This is a genomic window from Janthinobacterium sp. SUN211 (assembly GCF_030587315.1).
In the GTDB taxonomy this organism is placed as follows: Bacteria; Pseudomonadota; Gammaproteobacteria; order Burkholderiales; family Burkholderiaceae_D; genus Janthinobacterium; species Janthinobacterium kumbetense.
In genome coordinates, this window is record NZ_JAPWIC010000006.1 from 216,183 (window position 1) to 234,246 (window position 18,064).

17 protein-coding genes are annotated in these 18,064 nt (G+C 63.3%); 16 read left to right on the forward strand and 1 reads right to left on the reverse strand.

Annotated elements, in window-relative coordinates; translation table 11 throughout:
• The 16 genes from paaH (at position 1) to O3301_RS20910 (ending at position 16,814) form a co-directional block, all read left to right on the forward strand.
• Positions 1–1,569: a 3-hydroxyacyl-CoA dehydrogenase PaaH gene (paaH, locus tag O3301_RS20835; protein ID WP_305057376.1), complete on the forward strand. Its 1,569-nt coding sequence runs from the start codon at positions 1–3 to the stop codon at positions 1,567–1,569.
• Positions 1,559–2,005 (forward strand): hydroxyphenylacetyl-CoA thioesterase PaaI, encoded by a 447-nt coding sequence (paaI, locus tag O3301_RS20840; protein WP_305057377.1) that lies wholly within the window; start codon positions 1,559–1,561, stop codon positions 2,003–2,005. The genes paaH and paaI overlap by 11 nt, the downstream gene beginning before the upstream one ends.
• Before the next feature lie 68 nt (positions 2,006–2,073).
• Positions 2,074–3,402, forward strand: a complete 1,329-nt coding sequence (paaK, locus tag O3301_RS20845; RefSeq protein WP_305057378.1) for a phenylacetate--CoA ligase PaaK — start codon at positions 2,074–2,076, stop codon at positions 3,400–3,402.
• Positions 3,403–3,424: 22 nt separating this feature from the next.
• Positions 3,425–4,630 carry a 3-oxoadipyl-CoA thiolase gene (pcaF, locus tag O3301_RS20850; protein ID WP_305057379.1) on the forward strand — a complete coding sequence of 402 codons (1,206 nt, stop codon included), beginning with the start codon at positions 3,425–3,427 and terminating at the stop codon, positions 4,628–4,630.
• 77 nt (positions 4,631–4,707) lie between these two features.
• Complete coding sequence (locus O3301_RS20855) at positions 4,708–5,859, forward strand: ABC transporter substrate-binding protein (protein ID WP_289917439.1); 1,152 nt, start codon at positions 4,708–4,710, stop codon at positions 5,857–5,859.
• Between the two features lie 81 nt (positions 5,860–5,940).
• Positions 5,941–6,819: a branched-chain amino acid ABC transporter permease gene (locus O3301_RS20860; RefSeq protein ID WP_034780386.1), complete on the forward strand. Its 879-nt coding sequence runs from the start codon at positions 5,941–5,943 to the stop codon at positions 6,817–6,819.
• On the forward strand, positions 6,816–7,799 hold the full coding sequence (locus tag O3301_RS20865; protein ID WP_305057380.1) for a branched-chain amino acid ABC transporter permease: 984 nt from the start codon (positions 6,816–6,818) through the stop codon (positions 7,797–7,799). Before O3301_RS20860 ends, O3301_RS20865 begins: the two co-directional genes overlap by 4 nt.
• Before the next feature lies 1 nt (position 7,800).
• Positions 7,801–8,556 (forward strand): ABC transporter ATP-binding protein, encoded by a 756-nt coding sequence (locus tag O3301_RS20870; protein ID WP_289903418.1) that lies wholly within the window; start codon positions 7,801–7,803, stop codon positions 8,554–8,556.
• Entirely contained in the window at positions 8,556–9,284 is a 729-nt protein-coding gene (locus O3301_RS20875) for an ABC transporter ATP-binding protein (protein ID WP_305057475.1), read from the forward strand. Before O3301_RS20870 ends, O3301_RS20875 begins: the two co-directional genes overlap by 1 nt.
• Before the next feature lie 9 nt (positions 9,285–9,293).
• Positions 9,294–9,908, forward strand: coding sequence for a phenylacetic acid degradation protein PaaY (gene paaY, locus O3301_RS20880; RefSeq protein WP_099666450.1), 615 nt, complete (start codon positions 9,294–9,296; stop codon positions 9,906–9,908).
• A 95-nt stretch (positions 9,909–10,003) separates the two neighbouring features.
• Positions 10,004–12,055: a phenylacetic acid degradation bifunctional protein PaaZ gene (paaZ, locus tag O3301_RS20885; RefSeq protein WP_305057381.1), complete on the forward strand. Its 2,052-nt coding sequence runs from the start codon at positions 10,004–10,006 to the stop codon at positions 12,053–12,055.
• A 194-nt stretch (positions 12,056–12,249) separates the two neighbouring features.
• The gene (locus O3301_RS20890; RefSeq protein WP_289917432.1) at positions 12,250–12,624 is read left to right on the forward strand and encodes a hypothetical protein; all 375 of its coding nucleotides are present in this window, start codon (positions 12,250–12,252) and stop codon (positions 12,622–12,624) included.
• 10 nt (positions 12,625–12,634) lie between these two features.
• Complete coding sequence (locus tag O3301_RS20895) at positions 12,635–13,072, forward strand: DUF2846 domain-containing protein (RefSeq protein WP_289917429.1); 438 nt, start codon at positions 12,635–12,637, stop codon at positions 13,070–13,072.
• A 419-nt stretch (positions 13,073–13,491) separates the two neighbouring features.
• Positions 13,492–14,754, forward strand: coding sequence for a hypothetical protein (locus O3301_RS20900; protein ID WP_305057382.1), 1,263 nt, complete (start codon positions 13,492–13,494; stop codon positions 14,752–14,754).
• A gap of 10 nt (positions 14,755–14,764) precedes the next feature.
• Positions 14,765–15,172, forward strand: a complete 408-nt coding sequence (locus O3301_RS20905; RefSeq protein WP_289917425.1) for a hypothetical protein — start codon at positions 14,765–14,767, stop codon at positions 15,170–15,172.
• 61 nt (positions 15,173–15,233) lie between these two features.
• Complete coding sequence (locus tag O3301_RS20910; RefSeq protein WP_305057383.1) at positions 15,234–16,814, forward strand: methyl-accepting chemotaxis protein; 1,581 nt, start codon at positions 15,234–15,236, stop codon at positions 16,812–16,814.
• Here O3301_RS20910 and O3301_RS20915 read toward each other — a convergent pair.
• Positions 16,811–18,034, reverse strand: coding sequence for a Xaa-Pro peptidase family protein (locus O3301_RS20915; protein WP_305057384.1), 1,224 nt, complete (start codon positions 18,032–18,034; stop codon positions 16,811–16,813). The genes O3301_RS20910 and O3301_RS20915 overlap by 4 nt on opposite strands.
• Positions 18,035–18,064 lie beyond the last annotated feature (30 nt).

Here is an 18,064-nt window from a genome sequence, read left to right on the forward strand (position 1 = left end):
ATGGCAGCTCTGGACAACAACAGTATCGTCGCCGTCATCGGCAGCGGCGCCATGGGCGCCGGCATCGCGCAGGTGGCCGCAGCCGCCGGTTACCGCGTCAAACTGTACGATACGCGCACGGAAGCCGTCAGCAAGGCGTTGGCCGACATTGGCAAGATGTATGCGAAGCTGGCTGAAAAGGGACGTATGACGCCCGACGAAGCCGCGGCCGCCACGGCGCGCCTGCAGGCGGCCGGCAGCCTGGCTGATGTGGCAGATGCTGCCCTGGTGGTGGAAGCCATCGTGGAAAACCTCGACGTCAAGCGCGGCCTGTTCGCCGAACTCGAAGCGCTGGTTGGCGACGACTGCATCCTGGCGACGAACACCTCGTCGATTTCCGTCACGGCGATTGCCGCCAAGCTGCGCCGCCCGGAACGCCTGGTCGGTATGCACTTCTTTAATCCCGTGCCCCTGATGGCGCTGGTGGAAGTGATCAGCGGGCTGGCCACCAGCGAGCAAGTCGCCGCCACCATCTACGATACGTCCATCGCCTGGGGCAAGAATCCCGTGCATGCGAAATCGACGCCCGGCTTTATCGTCAACCGTGTCGCCCGTCCGTTTTACGCGGAAGGTTGGCGCCTGTTGAATGAACAGGCGGGCGACGCCGCCACCATCGACGCCGTGCTGCGCGAAGCGGGCGGTTTCCGCATGGGCCCATTCGAGCTGATGGACCTGATCGGCCATGACGTCAATTTCTCCGTCACGCAATCCGTGTTCAGCGCCTATTTCAACGATCCGCGCTTTACGCCGTCCGTGCTGCAGCAGGAAATGGTCAACGCCGGTTTCCTCGGCCGTAAATCGGGCCGGGGTTTTTACCTGTACGGCGAAGGGGCCGCTGCCCCCGTGGCGCAGGCGGAAGGCGCGCAAGCGAAGCCGGAATTCGTTGCCCTGTCGGCCGCCATCGGCGGCGATGGCCGTGGCCACAGCGGCATCATCCGCAGTCTGGTGCAGCGCCTGGAGCAGGCCGGCATCACCGTCAGCCGCCGCGTGACGCAGGAAGGCCAGGCCCACGACGAGGCGCCCGCCCTGCATTGCCATGGCGCCGCGATTTACCTGACCGATGGCCGCAGTGCCACCCAGCGTGCGCACGACAACCAGCATCCGGACACGGTGCTGTTCGACCTGGCGCTCGATTACGCCGGTGCCAAGCGCATCGCCGTGGCCCGCGCCGACCAGTGCAGCGACGCCGCCTACGCGGCCGTCGTTGGCCTCTTCCAGCAGGCCGGTTTCATCGTCACGCGCCTGGACGACGTGCCTGGCCTGGCCGTCATGCGCACGGTGGCCATGCTGGCCAACGAAGCGGCCGACGCCGTCAACCAGGGCGTGTGCACGGTGGCTGCCGTCGATATCGCCATGCAGAAGGGCGTCAACTATCCGTGCGGACCGCTGGCCTGGGCCGATGCCGTCGGCGTCCAGCACATCGTGACCGTGCTGCACCACCTGGCGCAAGGCTATGGCGAAGACCGCTACAGGGTCTCGCCGCTGCTGCGCCGCAAACTTGCCAATGGAGATCGCTTCCATGCCGAATGAAGACTACAACATGACCGCACAAGCCCTGGCCGAAGCGGCCGCTGCCTCCATGCTGTCGCGCGATAACGCCACCGCCGCCATGGGCATCGCCCTGGCCGACGTGGGCCCCGGTCATGCCCGCATGACGATGACGGTGCGCGCAGACATGCTCAATGGCCACCAGACCTGCCATGGCGGTTTTATCTTTGCCTTGGCCGACAGCGCCTTCGCGTTTGCCTGCAACAGCTACAACATGAACACCGTGGGCGCCGGCTGCACCATCGATTACCTGGCGCCGGGTCGCGAAGGCGACGTGCTGACGGCGCACGCCGTCGAACAGGCGCTGGCCGGCAAGAGTGGTGTCTATGACGTCAAGGTCAGCAACCAGGACGGGCGCGCCATCGCGCTCTTCCGCGGCAAGTCGATTCGCGTGGCGGGTGAAGTCATCAGCAATTGAAGTTACAAGAGCAGGCTTGAACTGCCGGAACGAATTACATAGTTATAGAACCGAATCAGGAGACAGAGATGGTCCAGAGAACCCCAGCACCGAATGACCTCGAGCCGATCGAGCGCGCCAGCAAGGATGAACTGCAGGCGCTGCAGCTCGAACGCATGAAATGGACGCTCAAGCACGCGTATGACAACGTGCCCCATTACCGCGCCGCTTTTGACGAAGCGGGCGTGCATCCGGACGACCTGAAATCCCTGTCCGACCTGGCCAAATTCCCGTTCACCGATAAAAAGGTCTTGCGCGACAATTACCCGTTCGGCCTGTTCGCCGTGCCGCGCGAGCAAGTGGTGCGCATCCACGCGTCCAGCGGCACCACGGGCAAGGCCACGGTGGTCGGCTACACGCAGAACGATATCGATACCTGGGCCAACGTGGTGGCGCGCTCGATCCGCGCCGGCGGCGGCCGCGCGGGCGACATGGTGCATATCTCCTACGGCTACGGCCTGTTCACGGGCGGCCTCGGCGCGCATTATGGCGCCGAGCGCCTGGGTTGCACGGTCATTCCGATGTCCGGCGGGCAGACGGAAAAGCAGGTGCAACTGATCCAGGATTTCAAGCCGTCGATCATCATGGTTACGCCATCGTACATGCTCAACATCATCGAGGAATTCACGCGCCAGGGTCTCGATCCGGCCGAGTCCTCGCTGAAGGTGGGCATCTTCGGCGCCGAGCCGTGGACAGATGCGATGCGCTCGGAAATCGAAGCGCGCGCCGGCATCGACGCCGTCGATATCTACGGCCTGTCCGAAGTGATGGGCCCTGGCGTGGCGTCCGAATGCATCGAGAGCAAGGACGGTCCCGTCATCTGGGAAGACCATTTTTATCCGGAGATCATCGATCCGGAAACGGGTGAAGTGCTGCCGGACGGCGAAGAGGGCGAGCTGGTGTTTACCTCGCTGTCGAAGGAAGCGCTGCCCATCATCCGCTACCGCACGCGCGACCTGACCCGCTTGCTGCCGCCGACCTCGCGCTCGATGCGTCGCATCGGCAAGATCACGGGCCGCTCGGACGACATGCTGATCATTCGCGGCGTGAACGTCTTCCCCACGCAGATCGAAGAGCTGATCCTGAAAATGCCGAAGCTGGCGCCGCAATACCAGCTGGTGGTCACGCGCGACGGCCACCTCGACAAGCTGGAAGTGGTGGCTGAATTGCGCATCGACCTGACGTCCACGATCTCGGCCAGCGAAACGGACGCGGTGGCGCGCGAGCTGGAACACCGTATCAAGACGCACGTGGGTGTGAGCACGCGCGTGCGCCTGGTGGCCGCCGCCGGCATCGAACGCACCCTGACGGGCAAGGCCCGCCGCGTGGTTGACCAGCGCCCGAAGATCTTCTCCTGATAGCCCGAACAAGGAACCAGACATGAACGACGCTTTTATCTGTGACGCCGTGCGCACTCCCTTTGGCCGCTATGGTGGCGCCTTGGCCAGCGTGCGCGCGGACGACCTGGGCGCACTGCCGATTGCCGCGCTGATCGCCCGCAACCCTTCCGTCGACTGGACCGCCATCGACGACGTATTTTACGGCTGCGCCAACCAGGCGGGCGAAGACAACCGCAACGTGGGCCGCATGGCTGCGCTGCTGGCCGGTTTGCCGGCGGCAGTACCGGCCAACACCATCAACCGTCTGTGCGGTTCCAGCCTGGACGCCGTCGGCATGGCTGCCCGCTCTATCAAGGCGGGTGAGGCGGAACTGATCATCGCCGGTGGCGTGGAAAGCATGACGCGCGCGCCTTTCGTGATGGGCAAGGCCGATAGCGCGTTCTCGCGCGCGGCAAAGATCGAGGACACGACCCTGGGCTGGCGTTTTGTGAACGGCAAGATGAAGGCGCAGTACGGCATCGACACCATGCCGGAAACGGCGGAAAACGTGGCCGTGGAATTTGGCATCAGCCGCGCCGACCAGGATGCACTGGCCTTGCGCAGCCAGCAGCGCTGGGCCGCCGCCCACGCGGCCGGCGTGTTCGAGCGCGAAATCGTGCCCGTCGCCGTGCCGCAAAAAAAGGGTGATCCGAAGATGGTCACCAGCGACGAACATCCGCGTCCGGACACCTCGCTGGAAATGCTGGCAAAGCTCAAGGGCGTGGTCAAGCCGGACGGCACGGTCACGGCCGGCAATGCCTCGGGCTTGAACGATGGCGCCTGCGCCATCTTGCTGGCGTCCGCCGCCGCCATCGATAAATACAAACTGACGCCGCGCGCAAAGGTGCTGGGCATGGCCACGGCCGGGCTGGCGCCGCGCATCATGGGCTTCGGCCCTTCGCCTGCTTCGCGCAAGGTGCTGGCGCAGACGGGATTGACCATCGAGCAGATGGACGTCATCGAACTCAATGAAGCGTTTGCCGCGCAGGCGCTGGCCGTCACGCGCGACCTGGGCCTGGCGGACGATGCCGCGCACGTGAACCCGAATGGCGGCGCCATCGCCATCGGCCATCCGCTGGGCGCATCGGGTGCGCGCCTGGTGATGGCCGCCCTGAACCAGCTCGAACGCACGGGCGGGCGCTATGCTTTGTGCACCATGTGCATCGGCGTGGGGCAGGGTATAGCTGTAGTGATTGAACGCGTATAAAAAAGCAAAAAAGGCGCAGGCTGTTAAAAAAGCGCCAACCATACATAGACCGTAGTGCCAACCTGGTGGAGACCACAATGATTGCCAATATCTTCAAGAAAACCCTGATCGCCGGCGTGCTGGCCATGTCCGCTGCGGGCGCGTATGCGGCCGATAACATCAAGATCGGCTCCGTGCTGTCCGTTACGGGTCCTGCCGCCTTCCTGGGCGACCCGGAGCTGAAAACCCTGCAGCTGTATATCGAGAAGATCAACGCGGCCGGCGGGGTCCTGGGACGCAAGCTGGAACTGGTGCATTACGATGACGGCAGCGACGCGGCCAAGGCCAACGGTTTTACCAAGCGCCTGATCGAATCGGACAAGGTCGACGTGTTGATCGGCGGCACCACCACGGGCGCGACGATGGCGATGGCGCCGCTGGTGGATCGCGCCAGCATGCCGTTCATTTCGCTGGCCGGTGCCGTTGTCATCATCGATCCGGTCAAGAAATGGGTGTTCAAGACGCCGCACACGGATCGCATGGCGGCCGAGAAGGTGTTCGAGGACATGAAGAAGCGCGGCATCAGCAAGGTGGGCCTGCTGTCGGAAACGAGCGGCTTTGGCGCCTCGGGCCGCAAGGAATCGCAGATCGTCGCCTCCAAATACGGCATCACCCTGGTGGCCGATGAAACCTACGGCCCGAAAGACACGGACATCACGGCGCAGCTCACGCGCATCAAGAACACCGCCGGCGTGCAAGCCGTGTTCGTCTTCGGCTTGGGCCAGGGCCCGGCCGTCGTGACCAAGAACTATGGCCAGCTGGGCATGGCCGCGCTGCCGCTGTACCAGTCGCACGGCGTGGCGTCGGACGAATACCTGAAATTGTCGGGCAAGGCCGCCGAAGGCGTGCGCCTGCCGACGCCGGCCCTGCTGATCGGCGCCATGCTGCCCGACAGCGACGCGCAGAAGGCCGTCGTCGTCGGCTACGACAAGACGTATAAAGACCGCTACAAGATCGACCCGTCGACCTTTGGCGGCTATGCGCTCGACGCCCTGAACCTGTCGGTGGACGCCATCAAGCGCGCCGGCGGCACGGACCGCGAAAAAGTGCGGGCAGCGCTGGAGCAGACCAAGGGTTTTGTCGGTACCACCGGCGTGTTTAACATGTCGGCCAAGGACCACATGGGCCTGGACCTGTCGGCTTTCCGCATGGTCGAAGTGAAGAATGGCGAATGGCAATTGTCTAAATAAGTTCGAGAAGGTAAGCCAGAAGTACCCGCGCGGGCCACCCTCGAAGGCGGTTCGCGCGCAGCCGAACATAATGGAGACACCATGGAAGTCGCTCAATTTCTACAATTTCTGTATTCCGGGATGACGGTCGGTTCCGCCTACGCGCTGGCGGCGCTGGGCTTTACCATCATCTACAACACCAGCGGCGTGATCAATTTCGCCCAGGGCGAATTCATCATGCTGGGCGGGATGCTGGCCGCCGTGATGTCGGCTGCCGGCGTGCCGCTGCCGCTGGCCATCATCCTGGCCGTCATCGCCACCGGTATCGTGGGCCTGTTGATGGAAAAGACCGTGATCGAACCGGCGCAAAATGCGCAGGTCATCACGCTCCTGATCATCACCATCGGCGCCTCCCTCGTGCTGCGCGGCCTGGTGCAAATCTGGCTGGGCAAGGATACGCATTCGCTGCCGGCCTTTTCCGGCGATGCGCCGATCGAATTCCTGGGCGCCAGCCTGCTACCGCAAAGCCTGTGGGTGCTGGGCGTCACGGTGGTCATCGTGCTGGTGCTGGGCTGGTTCTTTGGCCGCACCCTGATGGGCAAGGCCATGCTGGCCACTTCGCACAACAAGCTGGCGGCACAACTGGTGGGCATCAACACGCGCAAGGTGCTGCTGTTCTCGTTCGGCCTGTCGGCCTTGCTGGGTGCTGCCGGCGGCATCCTCGTTGCACCGATCACCTACACTTCATATGACGCTGGCATCATGCTGGGCCTGAAAGGCTTTGTCGCCGCTGTCCTCGGTGGCCTGGGCGGCGGCGCCGGTGCGATTGCCGGTGGCCTGATCCTCGGCATCGCCGAAGCCATGACGGCCGGCTACATCTCGTCGGCCTACAAGGACGCGGTGCCCTTTGTGCTGATTTTATTGATCCTGTTCTTCCTGCCGCAAGGCTTGTTTGGCGCTAAAAATTCGGAGCGTGTATGACCAACTTTTTCACACGCTCGCGCCACGGAGGCTTGCTGGTGCTGGCCCTGGTGCTGGCCATCCTGCCCCTGTTCCTGAGCAACGCGTTCTATTATGACGTGGCGATCCGCATCGCCCTGAACGCCATCGTCGTCATCGGCCTGAACCTCCTGATGGGCTACACGGGCCAGATCAGCCTGGGCCACGCGGGTTTCTATGGCCTGGGCGCGTATGCGTCGGCCGTGCTGACCACGCACTACAACTGGCCGCCGCTGGCCGCGCTGGCGGCGGGCGCCGTCGCCACGGGTTTGCTGGCGCTGCTGCTGGCCCGTCCCGTGCTGAAACTCAAGGGCCATACCCTGGCCATGGCGACCCTGGGACTGGGCATCATCATTTCCATCGTTATCAACAACGAGACGCAGTGGACGGGCGGCCCGGACGGTATCGGCGTCTCCGCCTTCACGGTCGCCGGCCTGGAAATCGCCGGCGAGAAATCGTGGTACCTGGTGTGCGCCGTGCTGCTGTTGCTGGTGACGTGGCTGGCCCTGAACCTGATCGATTCTCCCGTCGGCCGAGCGTTGCAGGCCATTCACGGCTCGGAAGTGGCGGCCCGTGTGGTCGGCGTCGACACGACGCGCTTCAAGGTGCGCGTGTTCGTGCTGTCGGCGGTGATTGCCAGCATCGCGGGCAGCATCAGTGCCCACTACATCGGTTTCATCACCCCCAACCTGGCCGGTTTCTTCCACTCGATCGAACTGGTGACGATGGTGGTGGTGGGCGGCATGGCATCGATCTTCGGTTCCATCATCGGCGCAGCGTTGCTGACTATCTTGCCGCAATTGCTGTCCAGTTTTGAAGGCTGGGAAACGGTGGTGTTTGGCGTGATCCTGATGGCGACCATGATCTTCATGCCAAAAGGCCTGGTACCCAGCCTGGCCAGCCGTTCGCGCAAGCGGGCAGCCGTGCCGAAGGCGCCCGTCAAATCCGCGCAGGAGGTGTGAGATGCTGACGATTAAGAACTTGAGCAAAAGCTTCGGTGGCGTGCACGCGGTGCAGGATGTCAGTTTCACGGTCAAGGAAGGCAATATCCACTCCGTGATCGGGCCGAATGGCGCCGGCAAGACGACCCTGTTCAACCTGATCACGGGCGTCTACACGCCGAGCAAGGGCGAGATATTGCTCAATGGCGAGAACGTGGCTGCCATGCCGCCCGATGCGCTGGCGCGGCGCGGCATGAGCCGCACCTTCCAGAATCTGCAAGTGTGCATGAACATGACGGCCATCGACAACGTGATGGTGGGTGCGCATTTGCGCCTGAACCAGAACCTGTTCGCCTCCATGCTGCGCCTGCCGTCCGTGCGCCGCGCGGACGCGGCTTGCCGCGACGAGGCGGCCGGCCTGATGGAGTTTGTCGGCGTGGGCCGGCATATCGACGACGAGGCAGGGCAGATGTCGTATGGCGCCTTGAAACGCCTGGAAATCGCGCGCGCGTTGGCGGCCAAGCCGAAAGTGCTGTTGCTCGATGAACCGGCCGCGGGCCTGAACCACACGGAAACGGGCGAAATCGAAGCCCTGATCCGCAAGGTGGCGCAATCGGGGGTGACGGTGGTGCTGGTCGAGCATGACATGAAACTGGTGATGAATCTGTCGGACCATATCCTAGTGCTCGACTATGGCAAGAAGCTGGCCGAAGGGACTGCCGCCGAAGTGCGCGCGAATCCCGACGTGGTGGCGGCATATCTGGGAGTGGCGGCATGATGCAAAATGAAATTCAGGCTCCGCTGGTGCTCGACATCCAGGGATTGACCAGCCACTATGGCCGCATCCAGGCCCTGCACGGCATCGACCTGCAGGTGCGCCAGGGCCAATTGGTGGCGCTGGTGGGCGCCAATGGCGCCGGCAAGACGACCCTGCTGCGCGCCATCTCCGGCGTGCAGCCGATCAGCGCCGGCAGCATCGCCTTCGCGGGCCAGGACGTGAGCCGCATGAGCGCGGACAAGCGCGTGCGCAGCGGTATTTGCCAGGTGCCGGAAGGGCGGCAAGTGTTCGGCCCCATGACGGTGGAAGACAATCTGCGCCTGGGCGCCTTTACCCGCCCTGCGCAGGACGTGGCGGGCGACATGGAGCGCATGTATGGCCTGTTCCCGATCCTGAAGGAAAAGCGTCTGCTGTTGGCCGGAACGCTCTCCGGCGGACAGCAGCAGATGCTGGCCATGGCGCGCGCGCTGATGGGCCGCCCGCAACTACTGCTGCTCGACGAACCGAGCATGGGCCTGGCGCCGCTCCTGATCGCGGAAATCTTCCGCATCGTGGCCGAATTGCGCGACCAGGGCATCACAATCTTCCTCGTCGAGCAGAACGCGCATGCGGCCCTGTCGATCGCCGACGTGGGCTACGTGATCGAGACGGGCGCCATCACGCTGTCCGGTCCAGGCCCTGAATTGCTGCATAACGAACAGGTACAAAGCGCCTATCTGGGCATGTAAGGAGTCTGTATGGTCAAAGTGTATGAAATCAACGGCGTCACCCCCGTCGTCCACCCCAGCGCCTATGTGCACCCGTCGGCCGTGCTGATCGGCGACGTGATCGTCGGCCCGCGCTGCTATATCGGCCCGCTGGCCTCGATCCGCGGCGACTTCGGCCGCCTGATCCTGGAAGAGGGCGCGAACCTGCAGGACACCTGCGTCATGCACGGTTTTCCCGGCTGCGACACGGTGGTCGAAGTCGATGGCCATATCGGCCATGGCGCCGTGCTGCACGGCTGCCGCATCGGTCGCAATGCGCTCGTCGGCATGAATGCGGTGGTGATGGACAACGCCATCATCGGCGAGGAGTCCATCGTCGCGGCCATGAGTTTCGTCAAGGCGGGCATGATCGTCGCGCCGCGCAGCATGGTGGTGGGCACGCCGGCCAAGGTGATGCGCGCGCTCACCGACGATGAAATCAAATGGAAAAGCTCGGGCACGGGCCAGTACCACGAACTGGCCGTGCGCTCCATGCACACGATGCGCGAAGTGGAAGCCCTGACGGAAGTCGAGGCAAACCGCCAGCGCCTGAATTTCGAATCGGCCTTGCCGCTGCATCTGCACAAGAACGCAGCAGCGCAGTAAGCCAGCATGGGCCTAGGTCGGATTGCGTGGGGCAGTGCCCCGCGCAATCCGACGCCACCAACATCACCAACACCTTTGTCTTACGGAGAAACCACATGGCTCACATATCCACGCTGCAAAGCCTGATCGCCGGCCGCTGGCTGGGCGAAAGCGCCGCCGTGCCCCTGCACAGCGCCTTGAACAACCGCGTCATCTATCACACGCACGGGGAAAAGATCGACTTCGACGAAGCCGTCACGTATGCGCGCAAGACGGGCGTACCGGGCCTGATGGCGCTGGACTTCCAGCAGCGCGCCGCACGCCTGAAGGCACTGGCGCTGTACCTGGTCGAGCGCAAGGAAGAGCTGTACGCGATCTCGCACCTGTCGGGCGCCACCCGCGCCGACAGCTGGGTCGATATCGAAGGCGGTACAGGCACCCTGTTCGCCTACGCCAGCATGGGCAGCAACGAGCTGCCGTCGTCGAACGTGCTGCACGAAGGCCCGGCTATCGCGCTGGGCAAGAAGGGCGGTTTCGCCGGCACGCACATCCTGGTGCCGCGCGGCGGCCTGGCCGTGCACATCAACGCCTTCAACTTCCCCATCTGGGGCTTGCTGGAAAAATTCGCGCCCAGCTTCCTGGCGGCCATGCCCTGCATCGCCAAGCCGGCCACGGCGACGAGCTACCTGACGCAAGCCGTCGTGCGCATGATGCACGAATCGGGCTTGCTGCCGGCCGGCAGCCTGCAATTGGTGATCGGTTCCACGGGCGACTTGCTGGACCGCCTGAATGGCCAGGATTTCGTCACCTTCACGGGATCGGCCGCCACGGCCGCCAAGCTGCGCACGAATCCGAACCTGATCGCCCAGTCCGTGCCGTTCAACGGCGAAGCCGATTCGCTCAACTGCGCCATCCTGGCGCCGGACGTCACGCCCGACGATGTGGAATTCGACCTCTTCGTCAAGGAAGTCGTGCGCGAGATGACGGGCAAGTCGGGTCAGAAGTGCACGGCCATCCGCCGCATCATCGTGCCCGAGCACCTGATGGATGCCGTCGGCACGCGCTTGCGCGAACGCCTGGCCAAGGTGGTGGTGGGCGATCCGTCCATCGAAGGCGTGCGCATGGGCGCGCTGGCCTCGAAAGAGCAGCAGAACGACGTGGCCGAGCGCGTCGCCACCCTGTCGCAGGGTAACGAGGTGGTGTTCGGCGCGGCCGACGGCTTCAATCCGCTGGGCGATGACGCTCAAGATGGCAGCTTCTTCTCGCCCACCCTGCTGCTGTGCCGCGACGCCTTTGGCAACGATGCCGTGCATGACGTGGAAGCGTTCGGTCCCGTCAGCACCATGATGGGCTACAACGATATCGATGAAGCGCTGGCCCTGGCCGCGCGCGGCAAGGGCAGCCTGGTAAGCACCCTGGTGACGCGCGATCCGAAGATCGCCGCGCGCGTGGTGCCGCAAGTGGCGGCCACGCATGGCCGCGTGCACGTGCTCGAGCGCGTGGCGTCCGTCGATTCGACGGGCCATGGCTCGCCCCTGCCGCAGCTGAAGCACGGCGGCCCTGGCCGCGCGGGCGGCGGCGAAGAGCTGGGCGGCGTGCGCGCCGTGCGCCACTACCTGCAACGGGCGGCCGTGCAAGGCTCGCCGACCATGCTGGCGGCCATCACGGGAGAGTACGTGCGCGGCGCGGACGTCAACGAAAGCCCGATCCACCCGTTCCGCAAGCACTTCGATGACTTGAAGACGGGCGACTCGCTGCTCACGCATCGCCGCACCGTCAGCGAAGCGGACATCGTCGCCTTTGGCGGCATCTCGGGCGACTTCTTCTACATGCATTTCGACGAAATCGCGGCCAAGGAGTCGCAGTTCGGCAAGCGCATCGCCCACGGCTACTTCGTGCTGTCGGCGGCCGCCGGCCTGTTCGTCTCGCCCGGCGTGGGCCCCGTGCTGGCCAATTATGGTCTGGACAACCTGCGCTTCGTCGCGCCCGTCGCCATCGGCGACACCATCCGCGCCCGCCTGACGTGCAAGCGCAAGGTCGACCGCAACCGCAAGGACGTGTTTGGCGTAGGACAGGGCGTGGTGGCGTGGGACGTGCAGGTGACGAACCAGAATGAAGAACTGGTGGCCAGCTACGACATCCTGACCCTGGTGTCGAAGCGCGAATAAGACAGCTTGCCGTGCGGGTGCCCTGCCCGGATGGCGCACCTGCACGGTTGCTGCAGGTGCGTTATCAGAAAAGTTGTTGAAAGAGAGGAAATTTAAATTTCCTGTTAGAAAAGTGAGTATTGGATAGTATTGTTGTATTCTTACTAGCTATGATGGCATTCCGTTATCAGCACGTCACTCTTAACTGAATGCCCATGTCCCTCCGCCATATGCTGAACAGTGTTTGCCTGTCCCTTGCGTTATGTTCTTGCGCGGTACAGCAAACGCCGGCAGTAATCTCCCTCGTTCCTGCAGGTGACAGCGTTGAACGTACGCTGGCCTCTGCGCTCGAAATTCAGCTGAACACGGGTTACCACCGTACCTTGAAGGCCGGGAGCCACTGGAGACAGATTGGCAGCGTGCCGCAAGGCGCAGTCTACAAGCCTTACCTGGATGTGTTTACGATCGAGGGGGCGCATATCCATGAAGCGTACCTGGTTGTTGAAAGTGCCATGCTGGTCGGATTTTATCTTCCTGCCGAACGCAGTTATGTCAGCCTGAATCAGCGGAAGTCCATTCTTTTCAACTAAACAGGAAACCATGAAACTCGTGAAACTTGCCCTGATTGGTGCCGTTGTCGCCTTGACCGGTTGTGCCGCCAGCGGTCCCAAGTTCTCTGCCATGCAGGCATCGACGCCAACGCTGAATGCAGACCAGGGCCGTATTTATTTCTACCGTACTAGCAGCATGTTTGGTGCGGCGCTCCAGCCGGCGGTAATGATGGATGGCTCGGAAGTGGGGAAATCCCAGCCAGGCGGATATTTTTACGTGGATGCTGCCACCGGCAGTCATGAAGCCAGCACCTCGACCGAGGCGACCAATAAGGTCAGCTTTGTCCTGGAAAAGGGCGAGGTCAAGTATGTGCGTACGTCGCCGGCGATCGGCCTGCTGGTTGGCCGCGTCGTGCCGGAACTGGTGAACGCGGACGAGGCGACGAAGGAGTTGCCGGAACTGAGCTACACGGGCAAAGCCCAATAAGAATCACCGGGCTTGCCAGCCCCGGCGCCGCCCGCACTGTTTTGCGTGGCGGCGTTTTTTTATGTCGGAGCCAGGAAAATCAGCGATATCGGTCCATCAGTTTCTATTCCGATGAATTATCCATAAGTGTATGAAAAGTATAGTGAAAGTGTGGTTTTGCACGGCGTGCTATTTAGATAAACCCCTCTAGAACGCGTGCTTTTTCCTTGAAAACGGGCGAATTCGCTCATTGCCTCCAGAAAACTTTCCAACGTAAAACCTTTTCTCTGTAGCATGGTTTTACTCACTGGTCACGCCGCCATGCACGCCCAAGGCGATGGCGGCGCGAAAAAAACGGACCCGGCCTTTCACGGCCGGTGAGCCATCGACCTCGAGTCCACTCCACGATTAATGTTCACCGCTACGGGTATTTAATTACTATGAATAAACACGTCCTGATTTTCCTGTTGGCCATGCCTCTGGCCATCAGCCATGCCTATGCCGAAGAGGCCACCGGCCCCGCCGTCAAGATCAGCGGTTACGGCACTGCTGCCCTGACCATGGCCGATACCGACAACGCGCAGTTTGCGCGCCCGAATCAGGCTGCCGGCACTGGCCGCACGGCCCGCACGGGTGTCGATTCCAACCTGGGACTGCAAGCCAATGTCACCGTCAATCCCTGGCTGTCGGCCACCGTGCAGGGCCTGGCGCGCAAGGATGGTGAGGACGATTTCGGCGCCGAACTGGCCTGGGCCTTTGCCAAGGCGAAGGTGTCGGACAGCTTCAGCGTGCGCGTCGGTCGCATGGGTCTGCCCGTCTTCATGATTTCCGATTATCGCAACGTGGGCTATGCCAACACCATGCTGCGCCCGCCCGGCGAAATGTATTCGCAGGTTCCCCTCAACAGCATCGATGGCGTCGACGGTACCTACCAGTTCAGCGCGGGCGATACCAGCATCACCACGCAGCTGGCGCTGGGCCGCACCAAGGCCACCCTTGCCACTGGTCCCGATTCGACCGTGCAGGTGGAAGGCAAGTCCATCGTCGCCCTCAACGTGGTGGCCGAACATGGCCCCTTCACCATGCGCTTCGGTCGTGCCGAAACCAAGTTGACGATCAACGATTCACCGAGCCTGAACACCTTGATGGGCAGCTTGCGCGCGGCCGGCAGCGGCTACCGGATCGCCCAGCTGGGTGCCCTGGCCGATGCGCTGGAAGTCAAGGACAAGAAGGCGTCGTTCACGTCCGTGGGCCTGGGCCTGGACTGGAACAATGTCCTGGTGCAGTCCGAATATGCGAAGCGCAAGACGGACAGCTATGTCAGCGACAGCACCTCGTGGTACGTGATGGGCGGCTACCGCATCGGCGCCTTCCTGCCGTATTACAGCCACGCCAGCCTGAAGGCCGATGGCCGCGTGAACAACACCGTGCCTGCATCCTGCCCTGCCGGCTATCCGGCCGCCTGCACGCCGACGCTGCGCGCCCTGTCGACTGGCGTCGACACCCTCGCGTATATGCGCAACCAGCTCGAGCAATCGACGGACAGCATCGGCGTGCGCTGGGACTTCCACCGTTCGGCCGCGCTGAAGGTGCAGATCGACCGCATCAAGCCGAAGAATGGCCCGGGTCTGTTCGTGCAAGCCAAGCCGGGTTTCCATGGCCCCGTCACGGTGGCTGCCGCCGCCATCGATTTCGTTTTCTAAGGAGCGCCGCATGAAACCATTGATCTTGAATGTGGCTGCCTTGCTGGCGCTGTCGACCGCTGTTCCCGCCATGGCCGAAGTGGTTGTGGTGGTCAATCCGAAGAGCGCAGCCGGCGCCATGACGAACGAACAGGTGGCGCAGTTTTTCCTCGGTAAATCGACGGCCATGACGCCGATCGACCAACCGGAAAGCGCCCCCGTGCGCGCCGAGTTCTACAAGAAGGTGACGGACAAGGAGCCCTCGCAGGCGAAGGCCCTGTGGTCCAAGCTGGTCTTCACGGGCAAGGCGACCTTGCCGAAGGAAGTGGCCAATAGCGCCGACGTGAAGAAGGCTGTCGCCGCCGATCCGAAAGCCATCGGCTATATCGAAAAGAGTGCCGTCGACGGCACCGTCAAAGTGGTGCTGACGGCGCCATAAAGCCGGTTCGGGCCGCACGCCATGCGGCGGCCCGATAATTCATCAAAATCAGGAGACAGCAATGAGCATCAAACGCAAGATATGGGCGCTGCCTGTCGTCTCGGCCGTGATTTTTGGGCTGGGGCTGGCCGTCAGCGCCTATCTGTCCACGGCCACGCTCAATTCCATCCACGCCACCGAAAGCGCCGACTATCCCGTGCTTGACATGGCCAAGTCGCTGACCCTGGACGTGGCCGCCGTCGGCGACGCCCTGCGCGATGCCGTCAGCGAAGGTGACAAGGAGCGTATCGGGCAAGTCGGCGGCCAGGCCGTCAAGCTGCGCGCCAAGCTGGCGGCCTTTGCGGCGATCCCCGGCCAGCGCGAACAGGGCCAGCGCCTGGCCAAGGAATTCGATGCCTACTATGCGCCGGCGCTGAGTGCTGCGCGCATCATGCTGGAAATGGAGGAGGGTGACCCGCAAGCGACCGTAGCGCGCATGCAGGGTGCGCTGGCGGTGCTCAACACGGACCTGGCAAAGACCAACGAACAGGCGCAAATACAGTTCAAGCAGGGCATCGAACGCAGCGCGGCCAATGTGCGCAATGCGCTCAATACCAGTATCGCGGTGGCGCTGGCCGTCATCGTCTGCCTGGTGGCCGTGTCGCATTTCGTCGTGCGCGCCATCTGGCAGCAGCTGGGTGGTGAACCCGAATACGCGCGTCAGATCGCGCGCGCCGTGGCCGATGGCGACCTCTCGATGAACATCGTGACCGAGGTGGGCGACCAGAGCAGCTTGCTGGCGGCGCTGAAGGACATGCGCGCCAAGCTCGGCGGCATGGTCTCGGACATCAAGGCGTCGGCTGAAACCATCCAGGTGGCCAGTGCCGAGATTGCCCAGGGCAATGCGGACCTGGCCGCGCGCACGGAATCGCAGGCGGGCAGCCTGGATCAGACGGCGCGCAGCATGGATAGCCTGACCGCCACCGTGCGCGACAACGCCGCCAACGCGGGCCAGGCGCATGAACTGGTGGTGTCGGCATCGTCGGTTGCCGTGAAGGGCGGGCAGGTGGTCAGCCAGGTGGTCACCACCATGGGCGAGATCAATGATTCATCCAGGCGTATCGTCGATATCATTGGCGTCATCGACGGCATCGCCTTCCAGACGAATATCCTGGCCCTGAATGCGGCCGTGGAAGCAGCGCGCGCGGGCGAACAGGGACGGGGCTTTGCCGTGGTGGCGTCCGAAGTGCGCAACCTGGCGCAGCGCAGCGCGGCAGCGGCACGCGAAATCAAGCAATTGATCGGCGATTCGGTGGCCAAGGTCAACGAGGGTTCGAAGCTGGTCGACGAGGCGGGATTGACCATGGGGCAGATCGTCGATTCCGTGAAAAAGGTGGCCGACATCATGGCCGAGATCAGCGCCGCAAGCCAGGCGCAAAGCACCGGCATCGGCGATATCGGCGTGGCCATCGGCAGCATGGATCAAATGACGCAGCAAAATTCCGCGCTGGTGGAAGAAGCATCGGCGGCGGCCGAATCGCTGCAGGAACAGGCCGTGCAACTGGGCACGGCGCTGGCTGTGTTCAAGCTGGCGCAGGGAAGCGCGCCGGCGATGACCACCGTGGCAGCGGCACGGCGGCTGGCGTTGACGAAGGCGGCTTAAACCTTCAGCCCGAACGGATCGTCGATGCTGTGCGCTGGTTCGGTGAACCAGCGCGGGCCGTTTTCCGTCATGTAAAAATGGTCTTCGTGGCGGATGCCGAATTCGCCGGGGATACAGATCATCGGCTCGTTCGAGAAGCACATGCCGACGTCCAGCGGCGTCGTGTCATTGCCCACCAGGTAAGGCCACTCGTGGATATCGAGGCCGATGCCGTGGCCGGTGCGGTGCGGCAGGCCGGGCAGCTTGTAGCCGGGGCCGAAGCCGTCCGCTTCCAGCGAGACGCGCGCCGCGCGGTCCACGTCGCCGCAGGGTACGCCCAGCTGCGCTGCGGCGAATGCGGCTGCCTGCGCCGCCTTTTCGCTGTTCCACACGCTGCGCTGGCGTTCGCTGATGGCGCCAAAAACATAGGTACGCGTGATGTCGGAGATGTAGTTCATCACCTGGCAGCCCGTGTCGATCAGCACCGTGTCGCCCGCTTTCAAAGTCTGCACATAGTTCACGCCATGCGGATAGGCGGTCGCTTCGCCGAACAGCACGATGCAGAAATACGAGCGGGGCGCGCCCACCTTGCGGTGCGCGCGCTGGATGAATTCTTCCACTTCCACCGTCGTGATGCCTTCATACAGCATGCTGGCCGTGGCTACGTGCACGGCCAGGGTCATGTCCATCACGCGCTGCATCAGGGCGATTTCGGCCGGCGACTTGCGGCTGCGGCAGTATGCCGTCACGGTGCGCGCGTTTTCCAGTGCGTAGCCGGGGGCCAGCGGCCGGATGCCGTCGTAGATGAAGAAGGCGGCGCTTTCGCAGATGCCCACGCGCGGCGGCGCGGCCGCATCCTGGGCTATGTCCATGCGCGCCAGCGCGTCGACGAACAGCTGGTACGGGCTTTCATGCTCTTCCCAGCAATTGACCTTGCCCTCGATGACCATGAAGCCCGTCAGGGTGCTTTCTTCGAAGGCGGGGGCGATGTACTCGAGCTCTCCGCTGGCCGGCAGGATGGCGCCCACCATGCGTTCGCTGGCATACCACTTGGTGCCCGTGAAATAGGTGAGGTTGGCGCCCGCGTTCAGGTAGATCGCGGCGATGCCCTGTTTGCGCATGAAGGCTTGCGCCTTGGCGATGCGCTGCGCATGTTCGTCCTTGCCGATGGCGACCATGCCGGACGTCATGTCCGACAGCGATGCCAATGCCTGTTCGATGGAAGTGCCACCTATGCTCATGCCTGCTCCTTTGTTCGATGCTGAATATGG

Coding starts and splice junctions, on each gene's coding strand:
- paaH (WP_305057376.1), top strand. CDS start 1: ATGGCAGCTCTGGACAACAACAGTATCGTCGCCGTCATCGGCAGCGGC.
- paaI (WP_305057377.1), top strand. CDS start 1,559: ATGCCGAATGAAGACTACAACATGACCGCACAAGCCCTGGCCGAAGCG.
- paaK (WP_305057378.1), top strand. CDS start 2,074: ATGGTCCAGAGAACCCCAGCACCGAATGACCTCGAGCCGATCGAGCGC.
- pcaF (WP_305057379.1), top strand. CDS start 3,425: ATGAACGACGCTTTTATCTGTGACGCCGTGCGCACTCCCTTTGGCCGC.
- O3301_RS20855 (WP_289917439.1), top strand. CDS start 4,708: ATGATTGCCAATATCTTCAAGAAAACCCTGATCGCCGGCGTGCTGGCC.
- O3301_RS20860 (WP_034780386.1), top strand. CDS start 5,941: ATGGAAGTCGCTCAATTTCTACAATTTCTGTATTCCGGGATGACGGTC.
- O3301_RS20865 (WP_305057380.1), top strand. CDS start 6,816: ATGACCAACTTTTTCACACGCTCGCGCCACGGAGGCTTGCTGGTGCTG.
- O3301_RS20870 (WP_289903418.1), top strand. CDS start 7,801: ATGCTGACGATTAAGAACTTGAGCAAAAGCTTCGGTGGCGTGCACGCG.
- O3301_RS20875 (WP_305057475.1), top strand. CDS start 8,556: ATGCAAAATGAAATTCAGGCTCCGCTGGTGCTCGACATCCAGGGATTG.
- paaY (WP_099666450.1), top strand. CDS start 9,294: ATGGTCAAAGTGTATGAAATCAACGGCGTCACCCCCGTCGTCCACCCC.
- paaZ (WP_305057381.1), top strand. CDS start 10,004: ATGGCTCACATATCCACGCTGCAAAGCCTGATCGCCGGCCGCTGGCTG.
- O3301_RS20890 (WP_289917432.1), top strand. CDS start 12,250: ATGTCCCTCCGCCATATGCTGAACAGTGTTTGCCTGTCCCTTGCGTTA.
- O3301_RS20895 (WP_289917429.1), top strand. CDS start 12,635: ATGAAACTCGTGAAACTTGCCCTGATTGGTGCCGTTGTCGCCTTGACC.
- O3301_RS20900 (WP_305057382.1), top strand. CDS start 13,492: ATGAATAAACACGTCCTGATTTTCCTGTTGGCCATGCCTCTGGCCATC.
- O3301_RS20905 (WP_289917425.1), top strand. CDS start 14,765: ATGAAACCATTGATCTTGAATGTGGCTGCCTTGCTGGCGCTGTCGACC.
- O3301_RS20910 (WP_305057383.1), top strand. CDS start 15,234: ATGAGCATCAAACGCAAGATATGGGCGCTGCCTGTCGTCTCGGCCGTG.
- O3301_RS20915 (WP_305057384.1), bottom strand. CDS start 18,034: ATGAGCATAGGTGGCACTTCCATCGAACAGGCATTGGCATCGCTGTCG.